The 13,631-nt window shown below is 62.1% G+C and carries 15 protein-coding genes and 1 pseudogene; 9 read left to right on the top strand and 7 right to left on the bottom strand.

Annotated features, from left to right (window positions below):
• Positions 1 to 21: 21 nt before the first annotated feature.
• The 6 genes and pseudogenes from NKH90_RS05055 to NKH90_RS05030 all read right to left on the bottom strand — a co-directional run bounded on the left by NKH90_RS05055 (position 22) and on the right by NKH90_RS05030 (position 5,923).
• Positions 22 to 757 (bottom strand): annotated as a pseudogene (locus NKH90_RS05055) (DUF899 domain-containing protein).
• Between the two features lie 148 nt (positions 758 to 905).
• A complete protein-coding gene (locus tag NKH90_RS05050) occupies positions 906 to 1,931 on the bottom strand; it encodes a class I fructose-bisphosphate aldolase (protein WP_352817744.1) in 1,026 nt (341 codons plus the stop codon).
• 140 nt (positions 1,932 to 2,071) lie between these two features.
• The gene (locus tag NKH90_RS05045) at positions 2,072 to 3,268 is read right to left on the bottom strand and encodes a phosphoglycerate kinase (RefSeq protein ID WP_352471156.1); all 1,197 of its coding nucleotides are present in this window, start codon (positions 3,266 to 3,268) and stop codon (positions 2,072 to 2,074) included.
• A 162-nt stretch (positions 3,269 to 3,430) separates the two neighbouring features.
• On the bottom strand, positions 3,431 to 4,285 hold the full coding sequence (locus NKH90_RS05040; RefSeq protein ID WP_352817740.1) for a transglycosylase SLT domain-containing protein: 855 nt from the start codon (positions 4,283 to 4,285) through the stop codon (positions 3,431 to 3,433).
• A gap of 4 nt (positions 4,286 to 4,289) precedes the next feature.
• Positions 4,290 to 5,543, bottom strand: coding sequence for a flavodoxin-dependent (E)-4-hydroxy-3-methylbut-2-enyl-diphosphate synthase (gene ispG / locus NKH90_RS05035; RefSeq protein WP_352817738.1), 1,254 nt, complete (start codon positions 5,541 to 5,543; stop codon positions 4,290 to 4,292).
• 200 nt (positions 5,544 to 5,743) lie between these two features.
• Positions 5,744 to 5,923 (bottom strand): YdcH family protein, encoded by a 180-nt coding sequence (locus NKH90_RS05030; protein WP_023678481.1) that lies wholly within the window; start codon positions 5,921 to 5,923, stop codon positions 5,744 to 5,746.
• Between the two features lie 240 nt (positions 5,924 to 6,163).
• Between NKH90_RS05030 and NKH90_RS05025 the strand changes: the two genes are divergently transcribed.
• Positions 6,164 to 6,367 (top strand): YdcH family protein, encoded by a 204-nt coding sequence (locus tag NKH90_RS05025; RefSeq protein ID WP_023678480.1) that lies wholly within the window; start codon positions 6,164 to 6,166, stop codon positions 6,365 to 6,367.
• 51 nt (positions 6,368 to 6,418) lie between these two features.
• Here the strand turns inward: NKH90_RS05025 and NKH90_RS05020 are convergent, their stop codons facing one another.
• Entirely contained in the window at positions 6,419 to 7,222 is an 804-nt protein-coding gene (locus NKH90_RS05020) for an IclR family transcriptional regulator (RefSeq protein ID WP_352817736.1), read from the bottom strand.
• 128 nt (positions 7,223 to 7,350) lie between these two features.
• On the opposite strand from NKH90_RS05020, the gene NKH90_RS05015 reads away from it, so the two are divergent.
• The 8 genes from NKH90_RS05015 (at position 7,351) to NKH90_RS04980 (ending at position 13,612) form a co-directional block, all read left to right on the top strand.
• Positions 7,351 to 8,232, top strand: coding sequence for a transporter substrate-binding protein (locus NKH90_RS05015; protein ID WP_352817733.1), 882 nt, complete (start codon positions 7,351 to 7,353; stop codon positions 8,230 to 8,232).
• 66 nt (positions 8,233 to 8,298) lie between these two features.
• Entirely contained in the window at positions 8,299 to 8,964 is a 666-nt protein-coding gene (locus NKH90_RS05010; RefSeq protein WP_023678477.1) for an amino acid ABC transporter permease, read from the top strand.
• Between the two features lies 1 nt (position 8,965).
• A complete protein-coding gene (locus tag NKH90_RS05005; protein ID WP_352589866.1) occupies positions 8,966 to 9,616 on the top strand; it encodes an amino acid ABC transporter permease in 651 nt (216 codons plus the stop codon).
• A 4-nt stretch (positions 9,617 to 9,620) separates the two neighbouring features.
• The gene (locus NKH90_RS05000) at positions 9,621 to 10,415 is read left to right on the top strand and encodes an amino acid ABC transporter ATP-binding protein (protein WP_352767659.1); all 795 of its coding nucleotides are present in this window, start codon (positions 9,621 to 9,623) and stop codon (positions 10,413 to 10,415) included.
• A gap of 34 nt (positions 10,416 to 10,449) precedes the next feature.
• On the top strand, positions 10,450 to 10,911 hold the full coding sequence (locus NKH90_RS04995; protein WP_352817731.1) for a RidA family protein: 462 nt from the start codon (positions 10,450 to 10,452) through the stop codon (positions 10,909 to 10,911).
• A 23-nt stretch (positions 10,912 to 10,934) separates the two neighbouring features.
• Positions 10,935 to 12,140 carry an aminotransferase class V-fold PLP-dependent enzyme gene (locus NKH90_RS04990; protein WP_352540267.1) on the top strand — a complete coding sequence of 402 codons (1,206 nt, stop codon included), beginning with the start codon at positions 10,935 to 10,937 and terminating at the stop codon, positions 12,138 to 12,140.
• 168 nt (positions 12,141 to 12,308) lie between these two features.
• A complete protein-coding gene (locus tag NKH90_RS04985) occupies positions 12,309 to 13,253 on the top strand; it encodes a metallophosphoesterase family protein (RefSeq protein ID WP_352452518.1) in 945 nt (314 codons plus the stop codon).
• Positions 13,254 to 13,369: 116 nt separating this feature from the next.
• Entirely contained in the window at positions 13,370 to 13,612 is a 243-nt protein-coding gene (locus NKH90_RS04980; RefSeq protein ID WP_502896695.1) for a cupredoxin domain-containing protein, read from the top strand.
• The last annotated feature ends 19 nt before the right edge of the window (positions 13,613 to 13,631 follow it).

Genomic DNA, 13,631 nt, shown 5'->3' with positions numbered 1-13,631 from the left:
TGCAGCGACACCCTTGTCGCCTCAATGGCAACCGTCATGCGTCCCGGATTGGTCTTCATACTCGTCATGCAACCGCACCCAGTCCACCAGGCTATGGTGGGGACCGGTTTCGTTGCGACCCTTCGGCGTCAGGTCGAGATAGTGATAGGCGCCGATCAGCGGATCGCCGCCTCTGGAGCGCGAGATAAAAGTCAGGAAGATGTCGCCTTTCTCGTCGCGATAGAACACGCTGGTGCCGGGAAGGTCTTTCGATCTCAGCGCGCACTGCTCGAAATTGTAGGTGGTGTCGCCGGCCGCGATCTGCTTGTCGGTGAATGACACCTGCATGTCGAAGTTGAAGTCCGAGGCGTAGGACGACACCCAGTCGAATTTCCAGCCCATGCGCTGCTTGTAGGGCAGCAATTCAGCCAGTGGCGCGCGCGCTACCACGACAAGTGAGACATCGTGATGCCTGAGATGCTGGTTGGCGCCGTCGATGTGGTCGGCAAGAAATGAGCAGCCTTCGCAGCGATAATCGGCGCCCGGCCCGAACATGAAATGGTAGACGATCAGCTGGCTGTTGCCGCCGAACAGGTCGGGCAGTTTCTTTGGCCCTTGCTCGGTCTCGAAGACATAGTCCTTGCGGATCTTCAGCCACGGCAATTCGCGGCGTTGGGCGGCGACGCGGTCGCGAAAGCGCGTCAATTCCTTTTCGCGCCAGATGCGCCTTGTGCGCCTGAAACCATTTTTCCTGCGATACGGTCTTGTTGTTTGGCATAGGTCTGCTCCTCTTTTCACGGAGGACGATCGGCAGCGAGGAATGCCGACACAGAGCTGCATTTCAGTTGCAGGAAATTGCAGACCTTGCTGCTTTCAAACAAACCCGGGCACATGGCCCGGGTCGGAGGAACGCAACCTGAATTCAGTCAGGCGGCTTGCTCAAGGGTCGGCTGCCATTGTCCAAGCGCTGCCAGATGGTTCATGTGGGCGCGATGGGCGAAGGCAGCCTGTGCGGCGGCGACATTCGCCGCCTTGCCGCCCCACGCCTTCTGCGGAGCGGCCTGCAAGGCGCGGCCGTAGGAAAAGGTCAGCTTCCACGGATGCGGGCCAATGGCATTGATGGCGTTGAGGTTGGCGGTCGCCTCCTCGTCAGATTGTCCGCCCGAAAGGAAGGCAATGCCTCCAATAGCGGCCGGCACCGTCTCGCGGAACAGTTTTATTGTCTTCTCGGCGACTTCGTCGGGGCTGCTGACCTTGCCTGATTTCTTGCCGGCCAGCACCATGTTCGGCTTCAGGATGGTGCCTTCGAGCACGACGCGAGCCGCATAGAGCTCGGTGTACAACTTTGTCAGTGTCGCCTTGCTGATCTCGTAGCAGGTGTCGATGTCGTGGGCGCCGTCCATCAGCACCTCCGGCTCGACGATCGGCACGATGCCGGCCTCCTGGCAAACCGCGGCGTAACGGGCCAGCGCATGGGCGTTCGAGCCGATCGAGGTGGCGGAAGGCACGCCCTTGGCAACATCGATGTCGATCACCGCGCGCCATTTGGCGAAGCGGGCGCCGAGCTTGTAATAGTCGGCAAGGCGTTCGCGCAGGCCGTCCAGGCCCTCGGTGATGGTGTCGCCGGGAAAGCCGGCCAGCGGCTTGGCGCCGGCGTCGACCTTGATGCCGGGGATAGCGCCTGATGCCTTGATGATGTCGACCAGCGGTGTGCCGTCGGCGGCCTTCTGGTGAATGGTCTCGTCGTAGAGGATGACGCCGGAAATGTACTTGGTCATTGCATCGCTGGCGCGGAACATCATCTCGCGATAGTCGCGGCGGCTGTCGGCGGTCGACTCGACGCCGATGACGTCGAAGCGCTTCTTGATGGTGCCGGAGCTCTCGTCGGCAGCCAGCAGGCCCTTGCCATTGGCCACAATCGCGGCGGCAATGTCCTCGAGACGTTCGCTCATCGTGCTTCTCCTGAAAGAATTGATCCGTGCCCAGCAGACCACCAGAGCAGCGCAGGTTCAAGTCGAACAATTTCGCCGGGTAAGCGCGAATCGATTGAAAGTCGCGGGCGCCCTCTTTCGCGCTGTTATTGCGGCCGATCTCAGCGCTTCAGCACGTCGACGCCAGGCAAGGGTTTGCCTTCCATCCATTCCAGGAAAGCGCCACCGGCCGTCGAGACATAGGTGAAATCGTCGGCGACGCCGGCATGGTTGAGTGCCGCTACCGTGTCGCCGCCGCCGGCGACGGAAACCAGTTTGCCGGCCTTGGTGCGCGCTGCCGCGTGCCTGGCCGTCGCCACCGTTGCGTGGTCGAATGGCTCGATCTCGAAGGCGCCGAGCGGCCCGTTCCAGACCAGCGTCGCGGCGCGGTCGATCCATTCGGCAATGGTTTTCACGGTCTTTGCGCCGACGTCGAGGATCATGCCGTCGGCCGGCACGTCTGCTATGGCGACGGTCTCGCTGGCGGCGCCGGCCTTGAACTCCCTGGCGACAACGCCGTCGGCGGGCAGGATGATGGCGCAGCCGGCCTCGGCCGCCTCGATCATGATCTGCTTGGCGGTGGTCGCGAGATCACGCTCGCACAAGGATTTCCCGACATCGGTGCCGCGTGCCGCGAGAAACGTGTTGGCCATGCCGCCGCCGATGACCAGCGCGTCGACCTTCTTCACCAGGTTCATCAACAGGTCGATCTTGGTCGAGACCTTGGCGCCGCCGACGATGGCGACAACCGGACGGACGGGATTTCCAAGACCCTTTTCCAACGCGTCGAGCTCGGCCTGCATGGTGCGGCCGGCGAAGGAAGGCTGCACATGCGCCAACCCTTCCGTCGACGAGTGGGCGCGGTGCGCAGCGGAGAAGGCGTCGTTGACGAAAATGTCGCCGTTGGCGGCGAGCTTTTCGGTGAAGGCCGGATCGTTCTGCTCCTCGCCCTTATGGAAGCGGGTGTTCTCGAGCAGCAGCACGTCGCCATTATTCATGGCAGCAATGGCATTTCCCGCCTTGTCGCCGATGCAGTCGGCGGCAAAGCCAACCGGGCGGCCGAGCACTTCCGCCGTCGCCTTGGCGATCGGCTCGAGCGAGAATTCCGCCGCCGGTCCATCCTTCGGCCGGCCGAAATGGGCAAGCAGGATGACCTTGGCGCCCTTGCCGGAGAGCTCGGCAATGGTCGGCGCAATGCGCTCGATGCGGGTGGCGTCGGTGACCTTGCCCTCGGCGACGGGAACGTTGAGGTCGACACGCACCAGCACACGCTTGCCGCTGATATTGCCGATGTCGTCCAGTGTCTTGAAGCCGGCCATGCTGATCCCTTTCGCGAAAAATCGCGGGGACCTTACCCCGCATCGACGACGATGCAAGACCTGCCTAACGGTTCACCGAAAATATGATTCACGTATCGAGGACGAAGTGCCCACGGGGAGCGAGATGGGCAGCAATGGCGCAAAACGCACCGACATATGGCTTTACCGGTTGCGCACCACGATGCAGGCGCCGCCGACGCTTTGCAGCTTGTCGCAGATTGTGTCGGCCTTGGCTCTGCTATCGGCGCCGATCCGCACGGCATAGATGCCGCGCCTGCCGATCGGTGTGCGGACCCGGCTGACCACCGGATCGTGGCCGGCAAGCAGTGCCGGGAACCGGCTTTTCACTCTCAGCCACTGGTTGAGCGCCGCGGCGCGGCGAAAATTGCCGGCCACCTGCACGCCCCACGGCTTGATGTTGATCGACGACATCGGCACGGTTCTGGACATGATCACCGGCAGCTCGCGGCAAGCGGCAGCGAAACTCGCCTTCTTGTCGAGCGGCCGGATGACGCCGGCGTACGCGGCATCGGTGAACTTGTCGGCCGGCTCGCCCATGACGTCCAGGACGTAGCTTTCGGTCTCCAACGGGAGGAATCCGCCGGAATTCAGCCAGCGCGTCACCCGGCTCTCGCCGGCATTGTAGGCTGCGGCGGCGAGGCCGAGATTGCCGAAACCGGATTTCATTTCGGCAAGGTATTTTGCCGAGGCCGGGATCGCCTGTTCGATGTCGAAGGAATTGGCGAGCCCGCGCATCTTGGCGGTGCCCGGCATGAATTGGGCGATACCCTCCGCGCCGACGGGGCTGACCGCATTGGGATCGAAACGGCTTTCCTTCCAGATCAGCCGGGCAAAGAAATCCCGGGGCAGGCCGTTCTGGTCGGCATGCGTCTCGATAAGATCGCAAACTCGATCGATCAGCTTCTGCTTGGCGGGCCGCGGCGGATCGGCCTGGACGGCTGTCGCCCAGCCCAGCCCGCAAATGACAACCAGCGTCGCCCCAAGCAAACGCCGCATCGAACTACTCCGCCGCGGCTTTGCCGTGTTGCCCAAACCGCCGTTCGATGTAGTCGGCGACCATCTTCTCGAAATCCGCGGCAATCGATGGGCCGCGCAGCGTCGCCGCCTTCTTGCCGTCGACGAATACCGGGGCGGTCGGTGTCTCGCCGGTGCCGGGCAGCGAAATGCCGATATCGGCATGTTTGGATTCGCCCGGACCGTTGACGATGCAACCCATCACCGCGACCTTGAGGTTCTCGACGCCGGGATATTGTTCGCGCCACACCGGCATGTTCTTGCGCAGGTCGGCCTGGATGTTCTGGGCAAGCTCCTGGAACACGGTCGAGGTCGTGCGGCCGCAGCCCGGGCAGGCAGCGACGATCGGCACGAACTGCCGGAAGCCCATGGTTTGCAGCAGTTCTTGCGACACCTGCACTTCGCGTGTGCGGTCGCCGTTCGGCTCCGGCGTCAGCGAGATGCGGATGGTGTCGCCAATGCCTTGCTGGAGCAGGATGCCCATGGCCGCGGACGAGGCGACGATGCCTTTCGAGCCCATGCCGGCCTCCGTCAGACCGAGGTGCAGCGCGTGGTCGGAACGGGTGGCAAGCTCGGTGTAGACGGCGATCAGATCCTGCACGCCGCTGACCTTGGCCGACAGGATGATTTTCTCGCGCGCAAGGCCGATCTCTTCGGCCATTCCGGCCGACAGGATCGCCGATTGCACGATTGCCTCGCGCGTCACTTCCTGCGCCGTCAGCGGAAAGCCCTGGGCCTGGTTGTCGTCCATCAGCCGGGTCAGCAGCTCCTGGTCAAGCGAACCCCAATTGACGCCGATGCGCACCGGTTTGTCGTATTTGATCGCCATCTCGACGATCGCCGCGAACTGCCGGTCTTTCTTGTCCTTGAACCCGACATTGCCGGGATTGATACGGTATTTGGCCAGTGCCTCGGCACAGGCCGGGTGGTCGGCCAGGAGCTTGTGGCCGATATAATGGAAATCGCCGACCAGCGGCACGTCGATGCCGAGCCGTTCCAGCCGCTCGCGGATAGCCGGTACGGCCGCAGCGCTTTCGTCGCGATCGACGGTTATGCGCACGATCTCCGAGCCGGCACGATGCAGCGCCGCCACTTGCGCGACCGTCTGGTCGACATCGGCCGTATCGGTGTTGGTCATTGACTGGACGACGACCGGCGCGCCGCCGCCGACCATCACGCCGCCGACATCGACACCGACCGACCTGCGGCGTGGGAAGGGTGAGGAAAAATATCCGGTCATGCCGGCTGCCTTTAATCTTGAAGGTCCGGGCATGAGGTGGAGGAGCAAAGATGGCTTGTCAATGGCGACTGGCGCGCAGGCCCAGCAAATCGGAAATGACAAGACGGCAGCTTGCCGCAAATCCACGAACGTTTCCGGCAGCATAGCGATGCCACCGGAAAGATCGCGCGCCGGGCGGCGCTTCTAGTCCTGGAAGGGCTTCAGTGCGTCGTCGGTTTCGCCTTCAGTTTTTCAATCTCGTCCTTGAGCGCCAGCTTGCGCCGCTTGAGATTCACGATTTCGAGGTCGTCTACCGATGGATGGGTCATCGCATCATCGATTTCGCGTTCGATGTCGCCGTGTTTCCGCTGCAGCTCATCAAGATGGGATGCAAGAGACATGATTGGTTCTCCCTTTCATGGTTTCCTCGGATTGCAGCCGTCATGGCACGTCCACCGCAGGCTCGCTTCTATGACGGCATGATGACAGTGTGCCACCATCGCGCACCGATGTCGAATGCTGCGTGGTAGCATTCCACGCCAATATGAAATGTGATATGGGCTGCGCGCCGGTGCAAGAAGGCCCGGTCCCGCCCAATCAGGCCCATAGTTTGGGCGCCGCAGACGTGCAGACGGTAAAAAATGTCCGATCAGGAACAGGCAGATATCCGCCTCGAATATTCCCGGCTGAAGCAGGAACACGCCGATTTCGACGCGGCCATCAATGCGATGATCGCCATGAATTGCGACCCGCTGCAAATCCAGCGCATGAAGAAAAAGAAGCTTTTCCTGAAGGACAGGCTGATGGCGCTGGAAGACAAGATCATTCCAGACATTATTGCTTGAACGAACGCCATTGCTTGAACGAACGCCGGCGCCGGCTTGCTGGAAAAGCGGTTATGCCGCGATCGAAAGCCGTGCGGCGCGCTCGCGCAACAACGCTATCAGGTCGTCGGTCTTTTCGGTCGAGGTATCGATCGGAACCACCAGGCACATCGTCGCCTCGACCCTGCCCGGCGCTGAAAAGACCGGCGCGGCCAGGCATTTCGTGTAGGCATCGACAAGGCCGGAGGTGACGCAGTAGCCGGCCGACTTGGCGACCGCGATGTCGTCTATGAAATCGTCGAGTTGCAATCTGCGGCCGTCCGGCAGCACGAGATCGTCCTCGGAGACCATATCCTCGATCGCTGCCCTGTCGAAGCCGGCGAGGAGCAGTCGCCCGGAAGCTGTCCAGGGGAGCGGTATTTGCAGACCGGTCGCCGAGCTGATCCGGAATGGCCTCGTTCCCGGGCTTGAATGGACGATGGTGTAGCGGCCGCTTTGCAGCATGCACAACTCCGAGGTCTCGCCGGTCTCGCGTGACAGATGGTCGACTTCCTGGCGCCCTCGCCTGAGCAGGTCGTTGCCCCGCACATAGTCCATTCCGTAGAGATAGAGCTTCTTTCCGAAATAAACCCGATTGCCGTCTCCGGCCATTTCCAGCAGACCTGCGTCGACCAGCGAGCGCACAAGCGTATAAGTCGTCGAACGCGGCGCGTTTACCCCCTTGGCAAGATCGCCGATGCCGATCGCGCGCTGGGTCGCGTGAAGAAACTCCAAAATCTGGAGGACCCGGTTGAGGCCCTTCTCCCGAGAACCCGAGTTCTTGTCTTCGTCCAGACCGGCGTCCGGTCGAGCGGCCAAGGCATTACCTTCTTGCATTATCGATCCCTGATGTTAATCTGTCTTGTACAGAGTACAGGCGTCTCTTGTAAGGGACAATGATGTCAGTTGCAACCGATGCCTGTACTGCTGGTCCAAAGGGGAACTCAACACGAAAGGAGGTCGCCGTGAACGACACATCCAAAAGGCGTGAATTTCTGAAACTGGGAATGGCCGGGCTTGCAACGGCCGGAGTGATGAGCGCCGCTACCGCGGTCGACGTTCAGAAAGCGGCGGCCCAGGCAGCGCCGGACAGCCTGCTGCGCACCGTCCTCGAGCGCGGCAAGGTGATCGTCGGCACCGGCAGTACCAATGCGCCCTGGCATTTCGAGAACGACGCCGGCGAACTGGTGGGCATGGACATCACCATGGGTCGCATTCTCGCCAAGGGGCTTTTCGACGATCCGACCAAAGTGGAATTCGTCATGCAGGATCCGGCTCAGCGCATTCCGAACGTGACCACCAACAAGGTCGACATCACCATCCAGTTCATGACCATGACCGCCCAGCGCTCGCAGCTGATCCACTTCTCCCGACCCTACTACGTCGAAGGCATCGCCTTGCTGACCCTTCCGAACGCCGAAAACAAGACCTTCGACAAGCTGCTTGCCGGCGGTTCGGCGACGCGGATTTCCATCCTGCAAAATGTCGATGCCGAGGCTAACGTGCATATCGTCCTGCCGGAGTCGCAGGTGATGCAGATAGACACGCAGGCCAACGTGCTGCAGGCCCTGGAATCGAAGCGCGTCGACGCCGCCGCGGTCGACCTGTCAACGGTGCGCTGGCTCGCCTCGCGCAATCCGGACAAATACTTCGATGCCGGCAAGAACTGGTTCTCGATGCTTTATGGTGCCGCGCTGCGGCAGGGCGACCTCGACTGGCTGACCTTCGTCAACCAGACCTTCACCATCGCCATGTTCGGCCATGAAACGGCACTCTACGACGCTGCGTTCAAGGATTATTTCGGACAGGAGCCGCCGGCGCGCCATCCCGGTTTCCCGGTCATTTGATGCAAGCAGGCGGAAGGACAACGTCCTTCCGCCTTCTCTCATCACAGCCCTCCATGACGAGGACGCATGGGTTATACTCTCAACTTCAACCTTATCTGGCGGCATTTCGACAAGCTCTGGGGCGGACTGCTGTTAAGCCTCGAACTGGCCGTCATCTCGATCGCGATCGGCATCGTCATCGGGCTCGTTCTGGCGGTCTGGTACGTGTCGGCCGGACGTGCGGTGCGGACCATCATCGCGGGGTATGTCGAGTTCATCCGCAACGTGCCGCTGATCCTGCTCGTCTATCTGGTCTTCTACGGCTTGCCGACGGTGGTCGACATTGCCTACAGCGCGCAAACCTCATTCATTGCCACGCTGTCGCTCTACAGCGGCGCCTACCTGGTCGAGGTGTTTCGCTCGGGGCTCGAGGCGGTGCCGCGCGGTCAGCTCGACGCCGGCAAGGCAATCGGCCTGACACCATGGCAAAGGCTGCTCGATGTGCGCCTGCCGACGATGCTGCGCATAACCCTGCCGGCGCTTTCCAACACATTCATATCGCTCTTCAAGGATACGTCCGTGGCGTCGGTCATCTCGGTACCCGAACTCACCTATGGCGCCCAGTGGATCAACTTCAACACGTTCCGCATTGTCGAAGTCTATCTGGTGGTGACGGCAATGTACCTGTTGACCGGCTACACGCTGCTTTTCGCGCTGCGGCTCGTCGAGCGCCGGTTCAAGGCGGCGCGCTGACATGCTGAGCCAGATCATCTACGCCTTGCCGTTCCTCGCCGAAGGCTTTGCCGTAACCTTGTGGGTGTCGCTGCTGGTCGTGGTGTTATCGCTCATCGCCGGCGTGCTGATGGGCGTCGGCCTTGTCTATGGTCCTTTTCCGCTGCGCTGGGCAGTGCGCATTTTCAGCGACACCATACGCGGCATTCCGATCCTGGTGCTGATCTTCTTCGTCTATTACGGCCTGCCCGCGGTGGGGCTGCATCTGGAATCCTTTTGGGCGGCCGTGTTCGCCCTCACCCTCTTCAAGACCGCACAAGTCGTCGAGTATCTCAGGGGCGCCGTCGGCTCGATTCCCAAGGGTCAGTCCGAGGCGGCGATGGCGATCGGACTGACCTTTCGCCAGCGGCTGGCCTACGTCATTTTTCCGCAGGCGTTCAGGCGCTTCCTGCCACCCTGGATCAATGGCGTCACCGACGCGGTGAAGGGCAGCGCGCTGGTCTCGTTGCTCGGCATCACCGACCTCATGCAGGCAATCAACCAGGTCATCGGCCGCACCTATGAGGCGATGCCACTCTACATTCTCGGTGCGCTCGTCTACTTCGCCGTCAACTACGCCCTCTCCTTGGCCAGCCGGCGGCTGGAGCGGCGTTTCTCCTTCATCCGGGAATAGCACGATGTCCAACGCCTCGCACCAGAATCCGGCACTTCTCGATGTCACCGAGGTTTCCAAAGCCTTTGGATCCGTCGAGGTCCTGCGCTCCGTCAGCCTGCAAGTGACGCGCGGCGAGGTCGTGACTATCATCGGCCCCTCCGGCAGCGGCAAGACCACGCTACTGCGCTGCGTCAACTTCCTGGAGAGCTACGACAGCGGCTCGATCCGTATCGACGGCAAAGAAGTCGGCTATCGCGAGACGGGAACACGCCAGCGACGCAGCGAGCGCGACCTGGCGGCGATGCGAGCCGAGACCGGAATGGTGTTCCAGAGCTTCAATCTGTTTCCGCATTTGACTGCGGCCGGCAACATCATGCTTGGCCTGCGCAAGGTGCGCGGCAAGAGCAATGCCGAGGCCCGCACCATTGCCGAGCACTGGCTCAGCCGCGTAGGCCTCGCCCACAAAGCCGACAGTCTGCCGGCCGAGCTTTCCGGCGGCCAGCAGCAGCGCGTCGGCATCGCCCGCGCCGTGGCGATGGAGCCGAAGATATTGCTTCTCGACGAGATAACCTCGGCGCTCGACCCCGAACTGGTTGGCGAGGTGCTCGAGGTCGTGCGCAGCCTCGCCGAAGACGGCATGACGATGCTGATGGTCACACATGAAATGGCTTTTGCGCGCGACGCATCGAGCCGCATCGTTTTCATGGCGGATGGCGGCGTCAGTGCCGTCGGACCACCCGCCGAGATTCTGGCGGCGGGGTTCGACAATGAACGCCTTCGCAGTTTTCTGGCGCGGTTTCGCGCCTCGCATTTTTGACATCGGACGGCGAAAGCTGTCGCAAGGAGCTTTTATGACGCCTTACACCCGGCTCGCGGAATTGGGCCTGACACTGCCCGAGCCGCCGAAGCCCATCGCCAACTTCGTCACCTATGCCGAGAGCGGACGGCTGATCTTCCTCTCCGGCCAGGGGCCGTTGCGCGCCGATGGCGCGCTCTGCACCGGCAAGGTCGGCGAGGATGTCAGCGTTGAAGAGGCCTACGGGCATGCGCGTCTGACCGGCCTGAACCTGCTCGCCGTCATGCATGCGGCGGCCGGCGACCTCGGCCGCATCGTGCGCGTCGTCAAGCTGCTTGGCTTTGTCAATGCGACGCCGACATTCAGCGAGCACCCCAAGGTGGTGAACGGCTGTTCCGATCTTTTCGCGGCCGTCTTTGATACGCTTGGCGGACATGCCCGTTCCGCGATCGGTGTCGGCTCGCTGCCGGGCAACATCACAGTTGAAATCGAGGCGGTCGTCGAGATCGCCGCCTGAAATCTTAAACAGGATCTACAGAGATGACGACCTATGCCGCTGACCGTTCCAACACGACAATCCGCGAACGACTTGGCCTTCGCCCAATCATCAATGTCTCCGGCACGATGACGGCACTCGGTGCTTCGATCATCGTGCCAGAAGCGATTGCCGCAATGTCGGAAATGGCCTCGCAATGGGTCGAGATGGACGATCTGCAGCGCGCCGCAAGTAGGGTGATTGCACGCCTTACCGGCGGCGAGGCCGGCTTCATCACCGCATGCTGCGCCAGCGGCATAACAATGGCAATTGCCGGCGCGATGACCGGGACCAGCCTTCTTGCGATCGAGCGGCTGCCGGACGACACCGAGGGCCTCAAATCGGAGGTCATCGTTCAGCTTGGTCACATCGTCAATTACGGCGCGCCGATCGACCAGTCGATCCGGCTTGCCGGAGCCAAGGCAGTGCCTGCCGGCACGGTCAGCGTCACCCAGGATTATCATGTTGCCGAGGCGATCCGGGACCGGACGGCGGCAGCCCTCTACGTCGTTGCGCACCACACCGTGCAATACGGCATGCTCTCGCTTGAGGAGTTCTGCGAGATTTGCCACGCCAAGGGCGTGCCGGTGATCGTCGACGCCGCCTCGGAATACGATTTGCGTGGCTTTCTGGCGCGCGGCGCCGACATTGTTGTCTACAGCGGGCACAAATTTCTCTCAGGGCCGACAAGCGGCATCGTTGCCGGCCGCAAGGATCTGGTACGGGCCGCCTATCTCCAGAACCGCGGCGTTGCGCGCGCCATGAAGGTCGGCAAGGAGAGCATTGCCGGCACCATGGCGGCCCTGGAAGCCTGGGAGCGGCGCGACCATGCCGGCATTCGCCAGCGGGAAGAAGCCGCACTGCATCTGTGGCAAACCGCATTGCAGGACCTGCCTGGCATCGAGGCACGTATCATTCCAGATCCGACCGGAAATCCTCTCGACCGCCTGCAGGTGTTTGTTGCGCCGGAAAGCCGCTTCACCGCCGCCGGCCTCGCCTCGGCGCTTGCGGCGGGTTCGCCGCCCGTGATCGTGCGCAACCACGAGGTCGAGCGCGGTCACTTCTTCCTTGATCCGTGCAATCTCCATCCCGGCGAGGCGGAGATCGTTGCCGAACGCCTGCGGGCGGTATTGAGTGCTGCCGATCGGCCCACCGATGCGATGAAACCCGCTCGCAAGCAGTCCGCCGGAGCGCTGCGCTGGCCGGACTAGACATCGCCAGAGCGTGGTCGAGCCAGTGCCTTCCAGCACCGGCTTCGCATCGGGCCAGTGCGCCATCACGGCAGTGTGAATGAACTTTTAGTCTTCGGGCGGAATAAACCACCCCGCCCATTGGTCTCCCAAACAGACGCCATTTCCGGCGTGCAGGAGACCGGTATGATCCACCACCACGACAATGAAGCTGACGGCATCAGCCGCCGTCATGCACTGGAATGCATGATCTGGGCCGGCACGGGAGTGCTGTGGACAATTTCGGCCGGCGTGCCGGTCTCGCTCAGCCTGCTCGGTGCGTCGCAAGCCGCCGAGGCCTTGGCCACCGGCTTCACTTTCCTCCAGATCTCCGACAGCCACATCGGCTTCGACAAGGCTGCCAACCCGCACGCCATCGACACGCTGAAGGAGGCCATCGGCAAGATCCAGGCGTTGCCGCAAAAGCCCGCTTTCATGATCCACACCGGCGACATCACCCATTTGTCGAAAGCCGCGCAGTTCGACAACGCTGCCCAGATCATCGGCGGCGCAGGCTTCGACGTGCATTATGTGCCCGGTGAGCACGACCTGATCGATGACGGCAATGGCCAGGCCTATCTCGACCGCTACGGCAAGGGCACCAAGGGCGCTGGCTGGTATTCGTTCGACCAGAACGGCGTCCATTTCATCGGGCTGGTCAACGTCGTCAACCTGAAGGCTGGCGGGCTGGGCAATCTCGGCGCCGACCAGTTGGCATGGTTGGCCGATGATCTGAAGGCGGTCACCGCCTCGACGCCAATCGTCGTCTTTGCCCATATCCCGCTATGGGCTGTTTATCCCGAATGGGGCTGGGGCACCGACGACGCGGCGCAGGCCTTGGCGCTGCTCAAGCGCTTCGGCTCTGTCACCGTACTCAACGGCCATATCCACCAGATCATGCAGAAGGTCGAAGGCAACGTTACCTTTCATACCGCGCGCTCGACCGCTTTCCCGCAACCGGCGCCGGGCACCGCAGCCTCACCCGGGCCGATGACGGTACCTGCCGGCCAGTTGCGCAGCCTGCTCGGCACAAGCAGCGTGACAGTCAAGCAAGGCGGGCAGGACCTCGCCATCATCGACAGCACGCTGGCCTGAGGGGAAATGCGATGATCCGCTTCCCATCCCGCGTCTTGGTCGTATCCCCTGTCACGTTCGGTTTGGCGGCGATCCTGATAATGGTTGCCATGCCACTGAACGCAGCAGGCCAGCCAATGGTCAAGATCGAGAACTTTGCCTTCACGCCGGCGGTGCTGACGGTAAAGCAGGGCACTACCGTGACCTTCGAGAATGACGACGACATCCCGCATCTGGTGGTCGCCAACGATGCCTCGTTTCGCTCCAAGGCGCTTGACACCGGTGACACATACGCCTTCACCTTCACCAAAGTGGGCGACTATGCCTATTTCTGCGGGCTTCACCCGCACATGCAGGGCAGGATCACCGTCGCTCCATGAGGATTTTCGGAAGGTTCTG

It is taken from the genome of Mesorhizobium sp. M0898 (genome assembly GCF_040319695.1).
Classification (GTDB): domain Bacteria; phylum Pseudomonadota; class Alphaproteobacteria; order Rhizobiales; family Rhizobiaceae; genus Mesorhizobium.
This window is presented reverse-complemented; position numbering and strand designations above follow the sequence as displayed.